A 22940-nucleotide genomic window follows, 5' to 3' on the forward strand; every position below is an offset into this window, starting at 1 on the left:
ATGCATGACTGATGGCTCCTTCGTGGGGTCCGCCCTAATCGTGTTCTTATTGTTGGAACGCGAATACTAGACTGAACAGCGGTTTTGGCCGCGGTTCAGCGTTGATCAGGGCGGCGGGTTCGGCAATGGGGGAGGGGGCGCGGAAGGCCTTTGCGGGCCTACTTCGTATACGCACGCCACATTTCAGGGCGCCGGCCAAAGGTTTCCGGAAGGTGCTGATTATCACACCGGCAACTGGGATAACGTTGTTTGATCATGCGCGCACGGCGACGCCGACAGCGGGTTCCAGGATCTGATCGGCGAAGCGCGATCCGGCGGCGCAGCCGCATTTCACACCCGGCGGCCCTGGAGGCCGGCTCGAACGGCGTCTGGTAGAAATTGCCGTTCCAACCCATTTTTTGACGGGGCGGCGGCAAACTTGGTCGCAAGCGGTTCAGAAAATCTCGAATTCAATTCCCATCGATTCGGTGGGAATTGACCGGCGCCGGCAATGATCCGGCACGACCTGTTCGTTTCGTCAGCATCGAGACGACGCGCCGGCATTTCCTGAAATGTGGATTGCGGGCGCGCTGTCGCGGCGGGGAGCGTCGGGTCGCAGTTCTGGAGGGGATACCATGAACACTCGCCTACGCGTCGCCCTGCTGGCGACCACGACTCTCTGCGCCGCCGTCCTGGCCGCGCACGCCAACGCCCAGGAGGGCGAGGCCGCGACCGTCGAGGAAATCACCGTCGTCGGCTCGCAGATCAAGGGGGCCAAGGTCACCGCCGCCCTGCCGGTGACGGTGGTCGGGGAGGACCAGATCCAGGCCACCGCCGCCGTTTCGGGCGACGACCTGTTTCGCGCCATCCCTCAGATGGGCGACGTCAACTTCAATTCGCAGTACCTGCCGGGCACCAGCAACAGCGCCCGCGGCGACGTCGGCTCGGTGAACCTGCGCAACCTGGGCATCGGCAACACCCTGGTGCTGCTGAACGGCCGCCGGGTGGTGACCCACCCGACCAGCCAGGCCAACGACAACCTGGTGCCGGTGCTGACCTACAACTCCAACGCCATTCCGGTGACGGGCCTGCGCCGGCTGGAAGTGCTGCGCGACGGCGCGGCGGCCATCTACGGCGCCGACGCAGTGGCCGGCGTGGTCAACACCGTGCTGCGCGACGACCTGGAGGGTCTGAACGTCGCGGCCCAGTATGGCTTCGCCGAGGGCACGAACCTCAAGGAGTATAATTTCAACGCCTATGGCGGCCACAACTTCGCCGAGGGCCGTGGCAATGTCAGCGCCTTCTTCTCCTATGACGCGCGCACGCACCTGCGTTCCAACGAGCAGGCCTTCACCGCCTCGGCCGACCGCCGCTCGCTGTTCGCGGGCACCCGTTTCGCCGGCGCCACCAGCCTGGACGGCCGCAGCACGACCACGCCCTGGGCCTACCTGCAGACGCCGCAGAGCTTCGGCACGGTGCGCCAGGGCGCGACGGCCCTGACCAGCAGCGCCGGCTATTTCCACATCCAGCCGACCACCTTCTCGGGCTGCCAGCTGAACATCGGCAACGGGCTGTGCATCGACGACGGGGCCCTGGCGACCTCGGGCGTCGATCGCGACCTGCGCTTCGACGCCGCCTCGCTGGGCACGACGGTGATCCCGTCGGTCAAGCGCGCCAACCTGTTCGCCACCGGCAAGTACGAGATCAACGACAGCGTCACCGCCTTCGGTGAGCTGGGCATCTATCACGCCAAGACCAACGCGGGTCAGGCGCCGATCCAGACCCTGTCGTCGGGGGTGATCACCATCCCGGTCAGCAACTACTGGAACCCGTTCGGCCCGACCGTCTTCGCCAACGGCTCGGTCAATCCCAACCGCTTGCCCAACCTGAACGTCCCGGCCGCGGGCCTGCCGGTCACGCTGCGCGGCTACACCTTCGCCGACCTCGGCCTCACCCAGGTGGACGTCACCAACAAGCAGTACCGCGTGCTGGGCGGTCTGCGCGGCGAGAAGTTCGGCTTCGACTGGGAGTCGGCGGTCGTCTACTCCGAGGCCACCGCCGAAGACGTGGCCGACAACATCTCGACCACCAAGCTCTACGCCCAGCTCGCCCTGTCGACGCCCGACGCCTACAACGTCTTCAACGGCTCGGACCTGCTCTACACCAGCGGCCCCGACAACACCCGCAACAGCCAGGCGGCCATCGACGCCATCCGCGTCAAGACCATCCGCCGCACCAAGAGCACCCTGGCGCTGTGGGACTTCAAGGTCTCGCGCCCGGATCTCCTGACCCTGCCGGGCGGCGACCTGGGCGTCGCCTCGGGCGTCGAGTTCCGCCGCGAAACCCAGCTGGACGACCGCGACAGCCGCATCGACGGCACGACCACCTTCACCGACCCGATCAGCGGGGCGGTGCTGAGCGACCTGATCAACTCCAGCATCAACCCCGACACCAAGGGCCACCGCACGGTGGGTTCGGCCTATCTGGAACTGGCCGTGCCGCTGGTCTCGCCGGAGATGTCGATCCCGCTGGTCCACCGCCTGGAAGGCCAGCTGGCCGGCCGCTACGAGCGCTACAGCGACTTTGGCAATACCGCGAAACCCAAGGTCGCCCTGGCCTGGGACGTGATCGACGGCGTGCGCTTCCGCGGCTCGTGGGCCCAGGGCTTCCGCGCCCCGAACCTGGAGCAGATCAACGCCTCGATCATCTCGCGCTCGAACACCCGCACCGACTACGCCTTCTGCGAGGCCGACCTGCGGGCCGGGCGGATCGGCGCCTTCTCGTCGTGCTCGCGCTCGCAGCTGACGACGGCGCGGCGGGCGGGCAACCCCGACCTGGAGCCCGAAGAGTCCGAAACCCTGTCGTACGGCGTGGTCTTCGAGCCGAAGTTCGTGCCCGAGGCCTTCGGTCGCCTGACCTTCACCGCCGACTACTGGAAGGTGAAGCAAACGGGCCTGATCGGCGTGTTCGGCGAGGGCAACGCCCTGATCCTCGACTACCTGCTGCGCCAGCAGGGCTCGAGCAACCCGAACGTGGTGCGCGCCGCCCCGACGGCCGACGACGTCGCCGCCTTCGCCGGCACCGGCCTGACGGCCGCCGGCCAGGTGCTGTACGTCAACGACAAATACACCAACCTCCAGCCGCAGGTGGTCGAGGGACTGGACTTCGGCTTCCTGTGGAAGCTGGGCACCGACCGGTTCGGCGACTTCGACCTGAACGTCAACGTCGCCCACCTGCTGAAATACTACCAGTCGCCGTCGCCGGGCATCGCCGAACTCCTGAAGGCGCGCTCGGACGGGGTTATCAACGCTGGCACCACCATCACCGGCGGCGGTAATCTGCTGCGCCAGAACGGCAAGCCGGAATGGAAGTGGTCGGCGGCCCTGACCTGGCGCTACGACCGCTTCACGGTCGGCGGCTTCACCCAGTATATCGGCGACTACGACGACACCGCGCTGATCGACGCCTCGGGCCAGCCCTGGGTGGTAGACTCGACCCTGACCGGCAACCTCTATGGCGAGGTCGACGTCGCCGAGATCGGGACCAAGCTGCGGCTGGGCGTGCGCAACGTCACCGACGAGCAGCCGCCGCTGAGCGCGGCCGGCTACGACGGCACGGTCTACACCCCGTACGGCCGCTACTGGTACTTCAACGTCAAGAAGCGGTTCTAGCCGCTCGAGCGAGCCCCGGGCCGTCGTGTGCGGCCCGGGCGTCTTCCTTCCAAGAATTAGGCCAAGAACCAGGGGAAATCCCATGACATCGCGTTCCGCCCGCATCCTGCTCGGCGGCCTGTGCGCCGCGGCGCTCTCGACCTCCCTGGCGGTCGCCCAGACCAAGCCGCTGGCGGTGGTCAACGCCGAGATCTTCGACGCCACCGGCGCCGCGCCCTATCGCGGGACGCTGGTGGTCAAGGACGGGCGGATCCTGGCGATCGGACCCAAGGTCAAGACCCCCAGGGGCGCCAGCATCGTCGACGCCAAGGGCGCGGCGTTGATCCCGGGCCTGTTCGACGTTCACACCCACTGGACCCCGGCGGGCGCGCCGGCCGTGACCCCGCAGATCGCCGACGCCTACCTGGCCTCGGGCGTGACGACGGTGAACGACTTCCACCAGCAGCCCGAGAGCTTCGCGCCGCGCCGGGCGTGGCTGGGAACCCTGACTGCGCCGCACGTCAATTTCGTCGCCCGGATGAGCACGCCGGGCGGCCACGGCGCCGACTGGGCCGACCAGGCCACCACCCGCTGGGTCGACACGCCCGAGAGCGCGCGCCTGGCGGTCGAGGAGATCGCCGCCTACAAGCCCGACGCCATCAAGGCCTTCACCGACGGTTGGCGCTATGGCAGCGCGCCCGACAACACCAGCATGGACGCCTGGACGCTGAAGGCCCTGACCGAGGCGGCGCACAAGCACAATCTCAAGGTCCTGACCCACACCGTCACCGTCGAGCGCGGCAAGGTGGCGGCGACCAGCGGCGTCGACGTCATCGCCCACAGCCTGCAGGACGAGCCGGTCGATGCGGACACCATCGCCGCGATCAAGGCCTCGGGCCTGTTCTACGCCCCGACCCTGGCGGTCTATGAACCGGTCAAGCCAGGCGCCAAGCCGCCGACCGATCCCGACAGTCCGCGCAACGTCCAGGCGCGCCGCAAGTTCGGCTACGCCCTTTCCAACGTGAAGAGCCTGTTCGACGCCGGCGTTCCGGTGGCCTTGGGCACCGACGCGGGCATGCTCGGCACGCCGCACGGCCCCTCGACCCTGCGCGAACTGGAGCTTTTGGTGCAGGCCGGCCTGACGCCGAGCCAGGCCCTCATGGCCGGCACCGCGACGAGCGCCCGGGCCATGAACCTGCTGGCCGATCGCGGCACGCTGGAGGTCGGCAAGCGCGCCGATTTCGTGCTGGTGGCCGGCAAGCCCTGGGAGACCATCACGGACGTCCGCAGGACCGAGCAGGTGTTCCTCGACGGCCAGGCGGTGTTTGGCCCCGGCGCCGTGCGCGCGCCTGCCAACGACAAGCTGACGCCGCCGGCGGTGAAGGCGACCGCGCTGATCGACGACTTCGAGCGCCCCGACGGCCGCACCAGCCTCGACACCCTGCGGCTGGACGACTTCGACGGCGGCCGTGATCGCAGCCTGGAAGTCTCGCAGGTCATCACCCGCGAGGGCGGCGGCAAGGTGCTGAGCGTCGGCGCCCGCATGGCCACCAAGGACGACGCCTCAGCCGGGGTGCTGCTGCCGCTGACCCGCGGCTCGGTGGTTCCGGCCGACGCCACCGCCTTCAAGGGGCTCAAGTTCGCCGTCCGCGGCGACGGCGGTCCCTATGTCGTGACCCTGGTCGGCGCGGCCGGCCGCTGGACGACCAAGGTCGAGGCCAGCCCGCAGTGGAAGAGCATCGAGCTGCCGTTCACCGCCTTCAAGCCGGTCGCGTCGCGCGGCGAGGCCCCGGCCTTCACGGGGACCGACCTGCTGCAGGTGGGCGTCGAGGGCGAGCGCGCGGCGGGGACCAAGCTGTGGTTCGAGCTCGACGACGTGGCGTTCTACTGAGGGCGTGGCGCCTGGTCCTCGCCCTTCGACAGGCTCAGGGTCAGGACCACTGCTGAGCGTGGGTTAGAAAACCTCGTCCTGAGCTTGTCGAAGGACGAGGTTTTCGCTGCTTGGGCGCGGACAGTGATCTGCGGGCCAACCGTCCCTGTCGCCGGACCGTCATGGAGGGGCGCTAGAGGGGCGCTTTTCCGATCCGCCAGCGCCCGGTTCCGCCATGATGAAGACGCGTCTTTCGCTCCTGCTCGCCGCCGGCGTCCTGGCGCTCGCCCTGCCGGCCGCGGCCGCGCCGCCGATCCCGCCCCTGACCCAGAACGGCGGGACCTGGGCCTCGGGCCACGTGCAGGGCGTCGCCGTCGACCTGAAGGGCGGCTACGTCTACTACTCGTTCACGAACCTGCTGGCGAAGTACGACTTCGAGGGCAGGCTGGTGGGGACCCTGGTCGGCTGGACCGGGCACCTGGGGGACCTCGACTTCAACCCCGAGGACGGCAGGCTGTACGGCTCGCTGGAATACAAGAAGGACCAGGCCTTCTACATCGCCGTGATCGACGTTTCCCGGCTGGACAAGGTGGGCGTCGAGGCGGCCAGGAGCGATCTCTTCCGCACTGTCTATCTGCCCGAGGTGGCCAAGGACTACGCCGCCGACCTGAACGGCGACGGCAGGTTCGACGGCGACACGGCCAGGACGGCCGACCATCGCTACGGCTGCTCGGGCATCGACGGCGTGAGCTTCGGCCCGGCCTTCGGGCGCAGCGACGGCCCGCGCTACCTGACGGTGGCCTACGGAATCTACGGCGACGAGGGCCGGACCGACAACGACCACCAGGTGCTGCTGCAATACGACGTCGCCGGCTGGGCGAAGCTGGCCCGGCCGCTGTCGGAGGCCGCGCCGCACCACGAGGGCCCGGCCGCGCCGCGCGACAAGGTGTTCGTGCGTACCGGCAACACCCGCTTCGGCGTGCAGACCCTGGCCTATGACGAGACCCTGAAGCGCTGGTTCATGGGCGTCTATCAGGGCGCCAAGCCGGCCTTTCCCAACTATCTGCTGTTCGCGGTCGACGCGGAAACAGCGCCGGCGGCGGGCGACCTGATGGGCGTGCCGGGAGCGGACGGTCAGGGCTGGGAGCAGGGCAGGGTGCTGCCACTGGCCGCGGACGGCCTGAAGCACGAGGCCAGCGGCGTGCGCGGCTGGAACCAGAAGGCCGACGTCGGCTTCCAGCCGATCGGCGGCGGCCTGGTCTATGTGGCGGCCAATTCCAAGGTCGACGGCCGGCAGACCGCCGACCTGACCTTGATGCGCTGGACGGGCGACGCGGCGCGCCCGCTGGTTCCCGCGACAGCGGCGGACCTGCACTCGCCCGAAACGAGCGGCCGGGACTGACTGTCACAAACCGCGTCTAGGCAAGGTGCCGACTCGCTGCGGGGAAAGTCCGGTCCCGGACCGCTCCCCGCGCCAGCGCAACGTCCAGCCAGCGGATCAGGATGACCGGCGCCGACAGGGAAAGACAGCGATGGTTCGTGCGCAACGTGCTGCCGCACGAGCCGGCCCTGCGCGGTTGGCTGTCGCGCAGCACGCCGGCGGGCGTCGATCCCGAGGACGTCATCCAGGAGGCCTACACCATCCTGGCCGAGCTGGAGACGGTGGAGACCATCCGCTATCCCCGGGCCTATCTCTTCCAGGTCGCGCGCTCGGTGATCATGCGGCACGTGCGGCGGGCCAGGATCGTCTCGATCCAGGCGGTGGGCGACCTGGAGCGGCTGGACCACCCCGACGACGCCGCCTCGCCCGAGCAGCACGCGCTGGACCGGGACGAGCTGCGGCAGCTGGCCCGGGCGATTGCAGCAATGCCAGCCAAGGTACGCGAGGCCTTCGTGTTGCGGCGGGTGGACGGGCTGTCGCAGCGCCAGATCGCCGAGCGGATGCGGATTTCGGAGAACACGGTCGAGACCCACATATCGCGCGGCGTTTCGTTCTTGATTGATTGGTTCGGCCGTAGCGGAAACAAGCGGTCCCAAACCTCTATTGCAGTGGATGCGGAGATCGCCTCGCCAGATGGCCGAACGAGACACCAGTCGAGACATTGACGAAGCGGCGTCCAACTGGACGGCGCGGCTGGATCGTGGGCCGCTGACTCCGGAGGAAGACCAGGCTTTTCAGAGCTGGCTGAAGGGGGATTCCCGCAGCCGGGGCGCGCTGCTGCGCGCCCAGTCGCTGTTCATGATGAGCGAGTCCGCCCGGGCTCTGGGCGCGCAATACGACCCGGCGGACTTCCAGGAGCCGGCGGCGCCGAGGCCGCGCGGGTTGTCGCGTCGCGCGGCGCTGTGGGCGGGCGGCGCCGGGGCGGCCGCGTCGCTGGCGGCCCTGGCCGTGGGCGTGCCGGCGGCCGGCGCGGTGACCAGCACCCGGCGCGGCGAGATCCGCCTGGTCCCGCTGAAGGACGGCTCGACCGTGCTGCTCAACACCGACAGCCGCATCCGCGTGCGCTATGGCCAGAACGAGCGGTTCGTCGCCCTGCTGAAGGGCGAGGCCTATTTCTCGGTGGCGCACGACGAGCGGCCGTTCGTGGTCGAGGTTGACGGCCGGCGGCTGCGCACCAGCCAGGCGGGCTTTAGGGTGCGCAAGCTGGCTGCCGATCCCGTGGACCTGCTGGTGCAGCAGGGGCGCGTCGACGTGACGATCCCCCGGCTGACCGCGCCCACGACCAACCTGGCCTTGGACGGCAACACCCGGCTGGTGATGGCCGACCTCGTCCCGCGCCCACAGCCGATCACCCCGGCGGTGGTCACGCGCGAACTGGCCTGGCGCGAGGGCAAGCTGGCTTTCGAGGGCGAGAGCCTGAAGGAGGCCGCCGACGCCTTCGCCCGCTACAGCGACACCCGTATCGCGATCCCCGACCCAGCCCTGGCGCGCGAGCCGGTGGCGGGTCTGTTCGCCGCCAACGACCCCGTCGGCTTCAGCCGCGCCATCGCCCGGGTGTTCGACGCCCGGCTGGACCAGAAGGGCGACCTGGTCGTCCTGAGCCGGGCTCCGGCCCCGACGAGCGCCTCGGACTGAGAATTTTTTGTGACCGGTCACGGAAGCCCGCGGCCGGCGGCTCTCAACCCGCGACGTCGCGATCTGGGCGACGATTGGGGGCTGACTGCCGATGACTTCCCGCTACTCCATCCTCGCCTGCGGCGTCGCCGCCGTGGCGCTCGCCGTCGCCTCGCAAGCCCAGGCGCAGGACCGCGACTTCGACATTCCGGCCCAGCCGGCCGTGCGCGCCATCCCCGAACTGGCCCGCCAAGGGCAGGTGCAGATCGTGGCCCCGGCCCGGCTGCTGGACGGCGTGCGCACCCCGGCCGTGAAGGGCCGCATGGACGTGCGCACGGCGCTGTCGCGGCTGATCGCCGGCACGCCGCTGCGCATCGACAGTGACGACGGCCAGGTCATCACCCTGAAGTCGGCCGCTCCGGCCGGCGCTCGCCCGTCGGCGGCGGCGGGCTCGGGCGTGGTGCGCGGCAAGGTGCTGAACACCGCCACCGGCCAGTACGTGCGCAACGCCGAGATCCGCGTCGAGGGCACGACCATCGTGGCCTTCTCCGAAGACGGCGGCGACTTTCGCCTGACCGGCGTGCCGGCCGGCGAGGTGGCCGTGGTGGCCAAGTACGCGGGTCTGGAGACCGCCCGCACCGTGGTGACGGTGGAGCCCGGCCAGACCGCGGCGGTGACCTTCGACCTGACGGCCTACGCCGCCGCCGGCGGCGACGCGGTCGAGGCGGTGACGATCACCGCCGCCCGCGACGGCCAGGCCGCCGCCATCATGGAGCGCCGCGCCTCGACCAACGCCAAGAACGTGGTGGCCGCCGACAACTTCGGCGCCCTGACCATGGGCGACGTCGGCGAGTTCATGAAGAACATGCCCGGCGTGTCGCTGGACTACACCGAGGTCGACGCCACGGCCGTTCGCATCGGCGGCCTGGATCCGAAATACTCGACCTTCACCACCGATGGCGCGCGCATGGCCACGGCCACGTCGAACAACAATTCGGGTCGCCAGAACTCGTTCGAGCAGATGTCGATCACCGGCATCGACTCCATCGAGCTGAACAACACCCTGCAGGCCAGCATGGACGCCGACAGCCCCGGCGGCTCGATCAACCTGCGCAGCAAGTACGCCTTCCAGCGCAGGAGCCGCCTGCTGCGCTTCCAGATCGGCGGCGTGGGCACCTCGGACTCCACCCTGTCGCGGCAGTACCTGCCCGACGACAAGAAGCACATGACGATCTACCCTTCGGCGCAGATCGGCTATGGCGACGTGTTCCTGGACGGCCGCCTGGGCGTGGCGTTCAACGCCAGCTACAACGCCAACTTCGTCCAGCAGGACCGGGTCCAGACCGACTGGTCCTACCTCGCCGACGGCCGGGTCATGCCCTACCAGGTGATGTGGCGTCCGGGTCCGAAGCTGACCAGCCGCAAGGCCGCCAACCTCAGCGTCGACTACAAGATCACCGACAAGCTGGCGCTGTCCCTGCGCAGCACCTACTCGTTCTACGACGTCGAATACTTCAACCAATATACCTACCTGATCTTCGGCACCGCGACGACGTCGCGGGCGACGGCGGACTCCACGCCGACCCACATCGTCGTGAACCCCAGCGGGACCAATACCCGCCTGCACACCCAGTATTCGCACCGCTACGCCGGCACGCCGGCCTGGGTGTTCGCGCCCAAGCTGGAATATCGCGGCGACACCTTCGAGGCCTTGCTGCGCGCGAACTATTCCAGCTCGCAGTTCAATTTCGAGGACAACGACCAGGGCTTCTTCGTCCGCACCGACAGCTACCTGACCCGTATCGGCTTCACGCTTGACCGGGCGTCGGAGGACAGCAACGCGTGGACGCTGAAGCAGACGGCCGGCCGTTCGTGGAGCGACCCGGCCAACTTCAACCGCGACGACGACATCGCCAACAACATCCGCTCGTCGCAGTCGAACGCCAACAACCAGATGTATGGCGTCAATCTCGACCTGAAGAAGCTGTTGTCCATCGGCGACGTGCAGCTGAAGCTGCTGGGCGGGGCGGCCTTCCGCACCAACATGTGGAAGACCAACGAAGGCTCGTACAAGCAGTTCCAGTATGTCGGTCCGACCGGCGACCCGACCCAGAAGGCGCCTGAGGCGGTCATTCCCTGGACCCAGAACTACCAGTTCAAGATCCACGGTTTCGACGCCGGCAACATGAACGAGCAGGGCTGGCGCGCCGACAACAACTACGCCGTCTACGACATCTACCAGGCCCATCCCGAATACTTCGTGCCCGACACCGTGGGCAACCTGAAGCGCCAGCTGGATAACAACAAGAAGATCGGCGAGGAGGTCAGTGCGGCCTATGTCGAGGCCCAGCCGCGCCTGGGCAAGGCCCAGTTCGACCTTGGCCTGCGCTACGAGAAGACCAAGACCCAGGCGCGCGTCGCCGACATCCGTCCGGCCAAGGACGTGACCGCCGCGGGCCTGTCGACCAGCACGGTCGAGGGCCTGATGTACCAATATCGCAACGGGACCTACACGACCCGTGAGGGCGAGTACGACGACTGGTTTCTGAGCGGCGGCGTGAAGTACGACTTCAACAAGCGTCTGGTGGGCCAGCTGGCCTTCAGCCAGTCGATCCTGCGCCCCGACTACGGCAACCTGGGCGGCGTGGTGGCGGTGGACGAAACCAACATGGTCGTCACCGTGCCCAACCCGCTGCTCAAGCCCGAGCACTCGACCAAATACTACGCCAGCCTGCTCTACTATCTGGAGCCGTCGGGCGTGGTGGGGATCTCGGCCTACCAGCTGGACGTCAAGGACATGCAGGTCACTGGCATGACGGTCGATCCCGAGGACGTCGGCTATGATCCGGACGACTACAACGGCTACACCTTCCGCAGCGCCCAGAACATGCCGGGGACCAGCACCAACAAGGGGATCACGCTTGAGTACGACCAGCAGCTGGTCTTCCTGCCAGGGGCGCTGCGCGGCCTTGGCCTGCGGGCCTCGGTCACCAAGATCGATCCCGACGGCGAGCGCGTGAACCTGCCCAAGGCCTCGGCCAACTGGGGTCTGCGCTACAGCTACGGCAAGTTCGACGTCCAGCTGACCGGCAACTGGCAGGATTCCTACCGCACCAGCGCCCTCACGATTTCTCCGACGGCGGCCAACCGGGTTCTCTACCGGGCCGAGCGGCAGCTGTGGAACGTCAGCGCCAGCTACAAGATCAACAAGCGCTTCGAGGTCATGCTGGCCGGCCGCAACATCTTCAACGAGCCGGACATCGTCTACTCCGAGGTCCGCAGCCGGGTGCAGCAATACAGCATCTACGGCTCGATGTGGAACGTGGGCCTGAAAGGCGTCTTCTAAGGCGCTTTCGGCTCCCCGGCGGCCGCGTTCCTCCCCTTCGCGCGGCCGCCGCCCCCCTTCTTTCTCCCGTCATTCCTTCGTTCTGATCGAAGAGGTCTTTCGTGGTTCTGCACATCGATCGCCGCGGCCTGGTGCTGGGCGGCTTGGGCCTTGGAGCCCTGGTCATGCCGGCCGGTCGCGCGGCCGCCCGGCAGTTGCTGGGCGCCAGCGGCTTCACCCACAACGTGGCCAGCGGCGAGCCGGGGCCGGACGCCATGCTGCTGTGGACCCGCTATGTCCCGCCGGCCGGCGACGCCGGCGTCGTCACTTTGCAGGCCGAACTGGCGCTGGACCAGGCCTTCGCCAAGGTGGTCGCCGGCGGCGTGGTCCGCACCGGCGCCTATCGCGACTGGACCGCCAAGCTGACGGTCGACGGCCTGAAGCCCGGCACGGTTTACTGGTACCGCTTCGTGGCCCCGGACGGTTCGAAGTCGCCGGTCGGCCGCACCAAGACCCTGCCGGTCGGGCCCGTGTCGCGCTTCGGCCTGGCGGTGTTCTCGTGCTCGAACCTGCCCAACGGCTACTTCAACGCCTATGGCCACGCCGCCGCACGCCAGGACCTGGACCTGTGGCTGCACACCGGCGACTACATCTACGAGTACGGCGTCGGCTCGACCCGCGAGGGCGACTGGGCGCAGGGCCGCAAGGAACAGCTGCTGCCGGTCAACGAGATCCTGGCCATCGCCGACTATCGCCTGCGCTACGCCAGCTACCGCGCCGATCCCGACCTGCAGCGCCTGCACCAGATGGCTCCGATGGTGGCGCTGTGGGACGACCACGAGTCGGCCAACGACAGCTGGGAGGGCGGGGCCCAGAACCACCAGCCCGACAAGGAGGGCGACTGGAACGTCCGCCGCGCCGCGGCCATGCAGGTCTATCGCGAGTGGATGCCGGTGTCGGACGAGCCGTGGAAGGCCTATCCGATCGGCGCCCTGGCCACGCTGTATCGCACCGAGTCCCGCCTGCTGGGCCGCACGAAGCCCGCCGACCTGGGCGCGGCGTTCAAGGCGGCCGATCCCGACGCGGCGCTGAAGGCGTTCCGCGACGGGGCCTGGCGCGACCCGTCGGCCACCATGCTGGGCTCGACCCAGGAAAGCTGGCTGGCCCATGAGTTCAAGGCTTCGTCGAAGGCCTGGCAGCTGGTCGGCATGGGCACGATCCTGGGCCGCACCGTGATGCCCAGGGACGCCGTCGACTGGCTACGCCCCGAGGTCGCCGACAAGAAGGTCGCCGGCTATCGCAACAACATCCGCGCCGCCCAGCAGGGCGTGCCGATGTGGATGGACCGCTGGGACGGCTATCCGGCCGCCCGCTCGCGCCTGCTGAAGGCCGCCCAGGCGGCTGACACGGACCTCGTCATGCTGTCGGGCGACAGCCACAACGCCTGGGCCTATGGCCTGGTGGAGGACGGCCGCCCGGCCGGGGTGGAGTTCGCCGGCCAGGCGGTGACCTCCAACGGCATGGAAGGCGACATGGGCGCTGATCCGAAGGTCGTGGCCCAGGGCTTCATGGCCGCCAATCCCGAGCTGAAGTGGGCCGACACCAGCCGCCGCGGCTACATGATGATCGAGGTGACGCCCAGGAGCGTCGCCGGCGAATGGCTGTTCCTGAAGACCATCAAGGCCCGCTCGACCGAGCTGGCCGGCAGCCACCGGATGCGGGTCGACCGCGGCCGGCGGGCGTTCAGCGCCTAGAGGAGCGTGCGCATCATCCGGTCGACCCGGGCGGCCAGGTCCGACACCGCGAAGGGCTTGGTCAGCACCTCCATGCCCGGCTGGATATGGCCGTGGTTGAGGGCGGCGTTCTCGGCGTAGCCGGTGATGAACATCACCTTCAGCCCGGGCCTCAGCGCCCGGGCGGCGTCGGCGACCTGGCGGCCGTTGAGGCCGCCGGGCAGGCCGACGTCGGTGATCAAAAGGTCGAAGCGGGCGTTCGACTGCAGCAGGCGCAGACCGGCCGGGCCGTCGGCGGCCTCGGCGCAGGCGTAACCCAGCTCCTGCAGCGCATCGACGATCAGCATGCGGACGGTCGGCTCGTCGTCGACCACCAGCACCGTCTCGCCGGCCGCCGCCGGGGCGGGCAGCACGGCGTGGACGTCGGTCTCGGGGGCGGTCTCCTCGCCGAAGTGGCGCGGCAGGTAGATGCAGACCATCGTGCCTTGGCCGACCTCGGAATAGATCCGCACGTGGCCGTGCGACTGGCGGGCGAAGCCGTAGACCATCGACAGGCCAAGGCCGGTGCCTTCGCCCATCGGCTTGGTGGTGAAGAACGGGTCGAACACCCGGTCCTGGATCGACTTGTCCATGCCCACGCCGGTGTCGCTGACGCAGACGGTGACGTATTGGCCAGGTTCCATGCCGCGCTCGTCGGCCGAGCGGCGGTCGAGCCACTTGTTGCCGGTCTCGATGGTGATGCGACCGCCGTCGGGCATGGCGTCGCGGGCGTTGATGCAGAGGTTGAGGAGGGCGTTCTCCAGCTGGTTGTCGTCTACCAGGGTGGGCCACAGCCCGGCGGCGGCCACGGTCTCGACCTTGATCGACGGGCCCACCGTGCGGCGCACCAGTTCCACGAAGTCGGCCATCAGCCGGTTGATGACGATGGGCCTGGGCGACAGGGTCTGGCGGCGCGAGAAGGCCAGCAGGCGATGGGTGAGGGCGGCCGCCCGCCGGGCCGCGCCCTGGCCGGCGGACAGGTATTTCTCGACGTCGCGCGAGCGGCCTTGCGACAGCCGCGTGCCGATCATCTCGAACGAGCCGGAAATGCCCGACAGCAGGTTGTTGAAGTCGTGGGCCAGGCCCCCGGTCAGCTGGCCGACGGCCTCCATCTTCTGGGCCTGGCGCAGGGCCTCCTCGGCCTCGCGCAGGCGTTCCTGTTCCTCCAGCCGCTCGGTGACGTCGTAGACGAACTGGTAGGCGCCGGCCTGCAGGCCCATGTCGTCGCGCAGCACGCCGAAGCGCATCTCGTAGAAGCGGCGGTAGCCTCCCGGATCGCCATAGGCCTCGACCTTGACGAACTCCTCGCCGGCCAGGGCGCGCGACCAGACCGAGCGCACCTGGGCCTGGTGCTCGGGCTGATCGGACAGAAGGTCGAGCATGCGCTCGCCGACGCGGGGCGTGACGCCGAACACCTGCTCGAACTCGCGCACGGCCGCGCCGTTGACGGCCAGCCAGCGGAAGTCGTTGTCGACCACCTGCACCAGGGCGGCCGTGCCCTCGACGATGTCGGCCAGCACCCGGCGCTCGGCCAGGGCCGAGGCCACGCGCTGCTCCAGCGTCTCGTTCAGCCGGCGCAGGGCCAGCTCGGCGCGGCGGCGCTCGGTGATGTCCTGGAACAGCACCGCCACCTGCTTGCGCTCGGGCGGCTCGATGCGGAACGACGACAGCGACAGATAGCGGCCGGTGGCCACCAGCTCCTGCTCGAAGCGGATCGGCTCGCCGGTGCGCAGCACGTGGCCGTAGCGCGCCACCCAGGCGTCGGCCTCGTCGGGCACCATCTCGCGCAGCTTCTGGCCGACGACGTCGGGAATGCCGGCGTGGCGGGCGTAGGCGGCATTGGCGTCGATGTGGAGGTAGTCGCTGTCGGGCCCGTGCGGACCGTCGAGGAACTCGATGATGCAGAAGCCCTCGTCCATCGAGTCGAAGAGGGTGCGGTACTTGCGCTCGCTGTCGGCGCTGGCCTGTAGCGACAGGCGCAGGTCGAGCTGGCTCATCACCTGGCGGGCCAGCACCTGCAAGGTGCGTTGCTGGAGGGGCGACAGGTCCTTGGGCGCGGTGTCGAGCACGCACAGCGTGCCGATCGGCAGGCCCTCGGCCGTCTTCAGCAACGCGCCGGCGTAGAAGCGCAGGTGCGGATCGCCGGTGACCAGGGGATTGCAGTCGAACCGGTGGTCGCGCGTGGCGTCGGGGACCAGCAGGAAGTCGTCCTCGAGGATCGCCTTGGCGCAGAACGAACTCTCCAGCGGCGTCTCGCGCACGCCCAGGCCCACCTCGGCCTTGAAGAACTGCCGGTGCTCGTCGATCAGGTTGACGACCGCGATGGGCGCGCCGCAGATCTCGGCGGCCAGGGCGACGATCTCGTCGAAGGCGGCCTCGCGCGGAGTGTCCAGGATGTCGTAACGGCGGAGCGCCGCGAGGCGGCGAGCCTCGCGTTCCGACGCGGCAGCGGCGTTCATGCTGGTTGCGGCCCCCCGGTCCCCGCGTGTCGACTCGCCGACGAAGGCCGGCGCGGTCCCTTAGACGCTTGGCGCGACCAAGGGTTCCACGCAAGTATGGTTAAGCTGTCTAGCCCCAGCCTTCCGACACGCCGGCGCGACGGGCCATGGGCGTGATGGCCGACGGCTTCTGCGAGGGCTGCGGCTGGTCGGCCGGCTTGCCGTAGAGCCAGCCCTGGGCGAAGTCGACGCCGGCCTTGCGGACCACGTCCTCGACCTCGGCGGTCTCGACCATCTCGGCGACGGTGCGGACGTTGAGGTCGCGGCACAGCTCCACCAGGCGGCGGACCATGGCCCCGTCGCGGCTGTTGCCGGCCAGTTCGCGCACGTAGCGGCCGTCGATCTTGACGATGTCGAGCGTCAGTTCCTGCAGGTAGGCGAACGAGGCCGCGCCGGCCCCGAAGTCGTCCAGGCAGACCAGCGAGCCCAGGCCGCGCAGGGCCTGGATGTGGCGGTTGGCGCGCGGCAGGTCGTCGATGGCGCTGGTCTCGGTGACCTCGAAGATCAGCTTGCCCTTGGCGGCCGGGGTGGCGGCCAGCAGGCGGCTGATGTGGTCGACGAAGGTCTCGCTGACGATGGTGCGGCCCGAGACGTTGACGGCGAGCTTCACCCCGCCGCTGCGGTCGGCGGCGATCCGGCGCACCGCCTGCTCGGCGATGGCGTGGTCCAGCTCCTCGATGATGTCGAACTCCTCGGCCATGCGGATCAGGGCGAAGGGGCTGGCCCCGTCCTCGAAGCGCACCAGCGCCTCGTGGTGATGGGCCTGGCCGCTCGAGAGGTCGACGACGGGCTGGTAGGCGAGGGTGAAGCGGCGCTGGCTGACGGCCGCGCCCAGGGCGCCGGCGCGGGCCAGGGTGCGCTTGACCGATCGGTTCATCGCCTCCGCCAGGGTCATCGGCGGGGTGTCTTTCAAGCCTTCGCGCAGGAAATCGTCGAGGGCGTAGCGCAGGGCGCGCAGGCCGCGCGAGGAGGCTCCGCCGTCCAGCGGCACCACGTGGGCGCTGGCGTCGAGCGTGGCGATCTTGGTCAGTCGCGCGGCCAGGGCCTCGGGGCGGTCGTCCTTGGCTCGCAGCAGGGCGAAGCGTTCGGGCGAGACCTGGGTGGCCATGGCTCCGGCGTGGCTCTCGGCGCGGACGGCGCCGGCGATCTTCATGTCGAGGGCGTGGGCCTCGGGGGCGGCCAGGCCGTCGCGCAGGGCGGCCAGGCCGGCGAACTCGACCATGGCCAGTTCCAGCTCGAGCCCGGTGACGCGCGCGGCTTCAAACAGGCCCTTGGCGATTTCCTCGAAGTTCTCGCGCGGGCGCAGGCCGGCGGCGTCCAACCCTCCGGCGGGCGCACGGGCGGCGGTAATCGCCACGGAGGTACGTCCGAAATTGTCGGGGAGGGCGCGCAGAGTGACTCCGACGAAACGTTCCGGCTCGCCGGCGACGCGGACGGTGACTGGACCCCGGCGCTGGCCTTCGTCGAGAGCGTTGAGCGTCGCGTCCATCAGCGGGCGGTCGGCGGGGGTGAACAGGTCGCGCCAGACGCGGCCCATCAGGGAGACTTCGGACTTGCCCATGATCTTCTGCGCCGCGCCCAGGGCGAGGCTGACGCGATCGCCCTCGAGTTCGAGAAGCAGGTCGGCGCTGGCGAAGGCCAGACCGAGGAGACGGCGTGGATCGATAGACAAGGATGAAGGCTCCCCCAGAGGGCCTCATCCTACGCCCTCTTAGCTTAAGGACCCGTGCATGGGGCGCGGCCTGGGAGCACGGCGAGCGGGGTGCGGCGGCCGGTCGCGGAATGGGTCGGGCGAAGCGAAAAGAACATCTTGCGAACATAGAACAAAATGTGTACGCATTAATCATTCCACAGGCGGTGGGCGTAGCGGCGCCCGAACTTCCGGCCCAGCGGTCGGAATCATGGAATAAGGCGATCATCCAATGACCAGTCAGGCGGCTTTGAAACTCGTGGGCAAGGAAGAAGGCGACAAGGCGCGGGCGCTAGAAGCGGCTCTGGCGCAGATCGATCGGGCCTTCGGCAAGGGCTCGGTGATGAAGCTGGGCGAAAAGGGCAAGGTCGAGATCGAGTCGGTCTCCACCGGCTCGCTCGGTCTCGACATCGCGCTCGGCATCGGCGGCCTGCCCAAGGGCCGGGTGATCGAGGTCTATGGCCCGGAAAGCTCGGGCAAGACGACCCTGGCCCTGCACGTGGTGGCGGAAGTCCAGAAGGCCGGCGGCACCGCCGCCTTCGTCGACGCCGAGCACGCGCTGGATCCGTCCTACGCCCACAAGCTGGGCGTCAATCTCGACAATCTTCTGGTCTCCCAGCCTGACAACGGCGAGCAGGCCCTGGAGATCACCGACACCCTGGTGCGCTCGGGCGCCGTCGACATCGTCGTGGTCGACTCCGTGGCCGCCCTGACCCCCAAGGCCGAAATCGAAGGCGAGATGGGCGACAGCCTGCCCGGCCTTCAGGCCCGCCTGATGAGCCAGGCGCTGCGCAAGCTGACCGGCTCGATCAACAAGGCCAACACCATCGTCATCTTCATCAACCAGATCCGTCACAAGATCGGGGTGATGTACGGCAGCCCGGAAACCACCACGGGCGGCAACGCCCTGAAGTTCTACGCCTCGGTGCGCCTGGACATCCGCCGCACCGGCTCGGTCAAGAACCGCGACGAGATCATCGGCAACAACGTCCGCGTCAAGGTGGTGAAGAACAAGGTGGCCCCGCCGTTCCGCGAGGTCGAGTTCGACATCATGTACGGCGAGGGCATCTCCAAGCTCGGCGAGATCATCGACCTGGGCGTCAAGGGCGGCATCATCGACAAGGCCGGCTCCTGGTTCTCGTACAACAGCCAGCGCATCGGCCAGGGCCGCGACAACGTCCGCGAGTTCCTGAAGAACAACAAGGATCTGGCCAACGAGATCGAGACCGCGGTGCGCCGCGCCTCGCAGAAGATCGAGGAAGAACTGCTGGTCGGCGGCCCCGAGGAGGGCGACGAAGACTAGGCCTTGAGTTTCGGCGCGCGCCTGCGCCGAACATCGCGGCCGCCGCCCGCCGAGGGCGACCCCGCCTTATAGCCCGCGGCGGCACGACACCGCCGTCGACGGCCGCGATCCCCGGACGCCTGGACCCCATGCCAGGCGTCCGATTTCGTTTGTCCTCCCCCGTATAACGGGGGAGGCAGTGCGGCGTCACGGAGGGGGCGGCCGTCGCAAGGCCGATCGGCCAAGAGCAGGGCAAGGTTGTCCAGGGCGGGACCGGGCCGTTGCGAGCGCGGGATCAGTCGAGCGGCCGAAGCGCCGACGCCAAGATCCTCCCCCTCTGGGGGAGGTGGCGCGAAGCGCCGGAGGGGGGGCGTTTTCAGCTTCCGAGACGCCTGCGGGTTTGACCGCAAGACCCCACAGCCAGGCCTGACTTGCCCTGGCGGAAGGGCCTGGAGCCCGCCCAGAGACTGCGCCCCGCCTATTCCCCCATTCGAAACACCGCCCGCTGCACACAGCGTGGCTGGCCTTCGAAGATCGCCACCCGGGCGGCAGCGGGCGGCGCCCAGTAGACTACGGCCTCGGGCGTCTGCACCGCCAGGGCGCCGGGGCCGGTGAAGTCGCAGACCTGGGCCTCGCGCTTGCGGCCGTCCAGGCGATAGAGGTGGCAGTGAGCACTGCGCGTGGCCGATCCGGCGCGACAGGCGCGTGTCGTCGAAATCAGTGGTCATCGGCGCTCGGCGGGAGACGGCCGCGAAGTCGGCCGCCGAGATGACGGGGCAGGGGTCTCCGTCCAGGCTCCAGCGGACGGCTTCCTCCGCCTGGGCCTCGACGCCGGCCTTGTGTTCGGCGCGGTACCAGGAGCTGGCCAGGGGCGAGACGACGGCCGCGGCGAACAACAGGCGCAGCGGCCAGGGCGGCAGGCGCTTGCCCTCCACGCGGACCTCGCCGGCATGGCGTGAAGGACGCCGGCGCTGCGGGCCAAGATTCCGTTCGAACATCCCCGTTCCCCCGGGCCGTGATCCCGATTCAATAGCCTCGCAGGGCCGATCATCGCCAGGGCGCAGCTTTGGAAAGCCGACCATTCCTGAGGTTGGATTTCCACAAAGCTTGAAACCGCGCTATGCAGCGCCGACCTCCGGCAGCCACCGGACCTTTCGAGATTCCCGAGACGACGATGCCTAGCCTCAACGAGATCCGCAGCACCTTCCTCGACTACTTCGGCAAGGCCGACCACGCCGTCACGCCGTCCGCGCCGCTGGTGCCGCAGAACGATCCGACCCTGCTGTTCGTCAATGCGGGCATGGTGCCGTTCAAGAACGTCTTCACCGGCGCCGAGACGCCCGCGCACCCGCGCGCGACCAGCTCGCAGAAGTGCGTCCGCGCCGGCGGCAAGCACAACGACCTGGACAATGTCGGCTACACCGCTCGCCACCACACCTTCTTCGAGATGCTGGGCAACTTCTCGTTCGGCGACTACTTCAAGGAACAGGCGATCCACCACGCCTGGACCCTGCTGACCGGCGAGTTCAAGCTGCCCAAGGAAAAGCTGCTGGTCACGGTGTACCACACCGACGACGAGGCGGCCGATCTGTGGAAGAAGATCGCCGGCCTGTCCGACGACAAGATCATCCGCATCCCGACCAGCGACAACTTCTGGTCCATGGGCGACACCGGCCCTTGCGGCCCGTGCTCGGAAATCTTCTACGACCACGGCGAAGGCATCTTCGGCGGCCCTCCGGGCAGCCCCGATGAAGACGGCGACCGCTTCATCGAGATCTGGAACCTGGTGTTCATGCAGTTCGAGCAGATCGCCGGCGGCGAGCGCCTGGCGCTGCCCAAGCCCTCGATCGACACCGGCATGGGCCTGGAGCGCATCGCCGCCGTGCTGCAGGGCGTGCACGACAACTACGACATCGACCTGTTCAAGGCGCTGATCGCGGCCTCGGTCGAGCTGACCGGCGTCAAGGCCGAGGGCGACCAGGCCCCGTCGCACCGCGTCATCGCCGACCACCTGCGCTCGTCGTCGTTCCTGCTGGCCGACGGCGTCACCCCGTCGAACGAAGGCCGCGGCTACGTGCTGCGCCGGATCATGCGCCGGGCCATGCGCCACGCCTACCTGTTGGGCGCGAACGAGCCCCTGATGCACCGCCTGGCCCCGACCCTGGTGGCCGAGATGGGCCAGGCCTATCCGGAACTGCGCCGCGCCGAGGCCTCGATCGTCGAGACCCTGCGCCAGGAAGAAGAGCGCTTCCGCACCACGCTGGGCCGCGGCATGGGCCTGCTCGACGAAGCCACGGCCAATCTTTCGACCGGTGACGTGCTGGACGGCGAGACCGCCTTCAAGCTCTACGACACCTATGGCTTCCCGCTCGACCTGACCCAGGACGCCGTGCGCGCCAAGGGCCTGACCGTCGACACCGACGGCTTCGACGCGGCCATGCAGAAGCAGCGCGAGATGGCGCGCGCCAACTGGGCCGGCTCGGGCCAGCAGGGCGCGGCGGCCGCCTGGTTCTCGATCAAGGAAAAGGCCGGCGCCACCGACTTCGTCGGCTACGAGACCACCGAGACCACCGGCGTGGTCAAGGCCATCGTCGTCGACGGCGCCGAGGTCGAGGCCGCTTCGGCCGGCCAGACCGTCGACGTGCTGCTGGACCGCACCAGCTTCTACGCCGAAAGCGGCGGCCAGGCCGGCGACACCGGCGTGATCGAAGCCAATGGCGCGGAAAGCCGCGTGCTCGACACCCAGAAGCAGGCGGGCGAACTGCACGTGCACCGCGTCGAGCTGACCGGTCCGCTGAAGGTCGGCGACAAGGTCGTGGCCTCGGTGGACGCCGATCGCCGCCACACCACCCGCTCCAACCACTCCGCCGCGCACCTGGTGCATGCGGCCCTGCACCATGTGCTCGGTCCGCACGTCGCCCAGAAGGGCCAGATGGTCGACGGCGAGCGCATGCGCTTCGACTTCAGCCACGGTGGTCCGCTGTCGGCCGACGAAATCGAGCGCATCGAGGCCGAGGTCAACGCGGTCATCCGCCAGAACGTGGCGGCCCGGACCGAGGAGATGGCTCCGGAAGCGGCCATCGAGGCCGGCGCCGTGGCGCTGTTCGGCGAGAAGTACGGCGACAGCGTGCGCGTGCTGACCCTCGGTGACTCGCTGACCGACGCCGGCAAGGCCTATTCGGTGGAACTGTGCGGCGGCACCCACGTGGCCCGCACCGGCGACATCGCGCTGTTCAAGATCGTCTCGGAACAGGGCGTCGCCGCCGGCGTGCGCCGCATCGAGGCCCTGACCGGCGAGGCGGCCCGCCGCTTCCTGCTCGACCAGGCCGGCGTCGCCAAGGCCCTGGCCGACCAGTTCAAGACCCCGGTCGCCGAGGTCCTGGCCCGCGTCGACGCCCTGGTCGCCGAGCGCAAGAAGCTGGAGAAGGAACTGGCCGAGGCCAAGAAGCAGCTGGCCCTGGGCGGTGGCGGCGCGGCCTCGGGTCCGGAAGACGTGAACGGCACCGCCCTGATCGCCCGCGTCCTCGACGGCGTCGGCGGCAAGGAGCTGCGCGGCGTGGCCGAGGAGTTCAAGAAGCAGCTGGCCTCGGGCGTCGTGGCCCTGGTCGGCACGACCGACGGCAAGGCCGCCGTCACCGTCGCCGTGACCGCCGATCTCGTCGGCAAGTTCAGCGCCGCCGACCTGGCCAAGGCCGCCGTGATCGCCATGGGCGGCCAGGGCGCGGGCGGCAAGCCCGACTTCGCCCAGGGCGGCGCGCCCGACGCGACCAAGGCCGACGACGGCCTGGCGGCGATCAAGACCGTGCTGGCCGGCTGACG

The 22940-nt window shown here is 69.0% G+C and carries 11 protein-coding genes and 1 pseudogene; 9 read left to right on the forward strand and 3 right to left on the reverse strand.

What is annotated here, in order from left to right; translation table 11 throughout:
* Positions 1-614 precede the first annotated feature (614 nt).
* The 7 genes from ACODR1_RS09320 (at position 615) to ACODR1_RS09350 (ending at position 13633) form a co-directional block, all read left to right on the forward strand.
* Positions 615-3650 (forward strand): TonB-dependent receptor domain-containing protein, encoded by a 3036-nt coding sequence (locus ACODR1_RS09320; RefSeq protein ID WP_488880199.1) that lies wholly within the window; start codon positions 615-617, stop codon positions 3648-3650.
* Between the two features lie 82 nt (positions 3651-3732).
* The gene (locus ACODR1_RS09325; protein WP_488880200.1) at positions 3733-5520 is read left to right on the forward strand and encodes an amidohydrolase family protein; all 1788 of its coding nucleotides are present in this window, start codon (positions 3733-3735) and stop codon (positions 5518-5520) included.
* A 214-nt stretch (positions 5521-5734) separates the two neighbouring features.
* Positions 5735-6901, forward strand: coding sequence for a hypothetical protein (locus ACODR1_RS09330; protein ID WP_488880201.1), 1167 nt, complete (start codon positions 5735-5737; stop codon positions 6899-6901).
* Between the two features lie 101 nt (positions 6902-7002).
* Complete coding sequence (locus tag ACODR1_RS09335) at positions 7003-7605, forward strand: RNA polymerase sigma factor (protein WP_488880202.1); 603 nt, start codon at positions 7003-7005, stop codon at positions 7603-7605.
* Positions 7574-8575 carry a FecR family protein gene (locus tag ACODR1_RS09340; protein WP_488880203.1) on the forward strand — a complete coding sequence of 334 codons (1002 nt, stop codon included), beginning with the start codon at positions 7574-7576 and terminating at the stop codon, positions 8573-8575. The genes ACODR1_RS09335 and ACODR1_RS09340 overlap by 32 nt, the downstream gene beginning before the upstream one ends.
* Before the next feature lie 91 nt (positions 8576-8666).
* Positions 8667-11900 (forward strand): outer membrane beta-barrel protein, encoded by a 3234-nt coding sequence (locus ACODR1_RS09345; protein WP_488880204.1) that lies wholly within the window; start codon positions 8667-8669, stop codon positions 11898-11900.
* Positions 11901-12001: 101 nt separating this feature from the next.
* Complete coding sequence (locus tag ACODR1_RS09350) at positions 12002-13633, forward strand: alkaline phosphatase D family protein (RefSeq protein WP_488880205.1); 1632 nt, start codon at positions 12002-12004, stop codon at positions 13631-13633.
* On the opposite strand, the gene ACODR1_RS09355 is transcribed toward ACODR1_RS09350, so the two are convergent.
* The 3 genes and pseudogenes from ACODR1_RS09355 to ACODR1_RS09365 form a co-directional block, all read right to left on the reverse strand.
* On the reverse strand, positions 13630-15666 hold the full coding sequence (locus tag ACODR1_RS09355; protein WP_488880309.1) for a PAS domain-containing protein: 2037 nt from the start codon (positions 15664-15666) through the stop codon (positions 13630-13632). The two genes, ACODR1_RS09350 and ACODR1_RS09355, sit on opposite strands and share 4 nt — an antisense overlap.
* Positions 15652-16110 (reverse strand): annotated as a pseudogene (locus ACODR1_RS09360) (GAF domain-containing protein); the annotation flags it as partial. The gene ACODR1_RS09355 and the pseudogene ACODR1_RS09360, both read right to left, overlap by 15 nt.
* 109 nt (positions 16111-16219) lie before the next feature.
* Positions 16220-17821 (reverse strand): EAL domain-containing protein, encoded by a 1602-nt coding sequence (locus tag ACODR1_RS09365; RefSeq protein ID WP_488880206.1) that lies wholly within the window; start codon positions 17819-17821, stop codon positions 16220-16222.
* A 250-nt stretch (positions 17822-18071) separates the two neighbouring features.
* On the opposite strand from ACODR1_RS09365, the gene recA reads away from it, so the two are divergent.
* Both recA and alaS read left to right on the forward strand, forming a co-directional pair.
* The gene (gene recA, locus ACODR1_RS09370) at positions 18072-19142 is read left to right on the forward strand and encodes a recombinase RecA (RefSeq protein ID WP_101718782.1); all 1071 of its coding nucleotides are present in this window, start codon (positions 18072-18074) and stop codon (positions 19140-19142) included.
* Between the two features lie 1153 nt (positions 19143-20295).
* Positions 20296-22938 carry an alanine--tRNA ligase gene (gene alaS, locus ACODR1_RS09375; RefSeq protein WP_488880207.1) on the forward strand — a complete coding sequence of 881 codons (2643 nt, stop codon included), beginning with the start codon at positions 20296-20298 and terminating at the stop codon, positions 22936-22938.
* Positions 22939-22940: the final 2 nt, after the last annotated feature.

The organism is Caulobacter sp. FG7, assembly GCF_057808875.1.

Excerpts from the sequence above, each read along its gene's own strand:
- ACODR1_RS09320 (WP_488880199.1), top strand. The coding sequence starts at position 615 with ATGAACACTCGCCTACGCGTCGCCCTGCTGGCGACCACGACTCTCTGC.
- ACODR1_RS09325 (WP_488880200.1), top strand. The coding sequence starts at position 3,733 with ATGACATCGCGTTCCGCCCGCATCCTGCTCGGCGGCCTGTGCGCCGCG.
- ACODR1_RS09330 (WP_488880201.1), top strand. The coding sequence starts at position 5,735 with ATGATGAAGACGCGTCTTTCGCTCCTGCTCGCCGCCGGCGTCCTGGCG.
- ACODR1_RS09335 (WP_488880202.1), top strand. The coding sequence starts at position 7,003 with ATGACCGGCGCCGACAGGGAAAGACAGCGATGGTTCGTGCGCAACGTG.
- ACODR1_RS09340 (WP_488880203.1), top strand. The coding sequence starts at position 7,574 with ATGGCCGAACGAGACACCAGTCGAGACATTGACGAAGCGGCGTCCAAC.
- ACODR1_RS09345 (WP_488880204.1), top strand. The coding sequence starts at position 8,667 with ATGACTTCCCGCTACTCCATCCTCGCCTGCGGCGTCGCCGCCGTGGCG.
- recA (WP_101718782.1), top strand. The coding sequence starts at position 18,072 with ATGACCAGTCAGGCGGCTTTGAAACTCGTGGGCAAGGAAGAAGGCGAC.
- alaS (WP_488880207.1), top strand. The coding sequence starts at position 20,296 with ATGCCTAGCCTCAACGAGATCCGCAGCACCTTCCTCGACTACTTCGGC.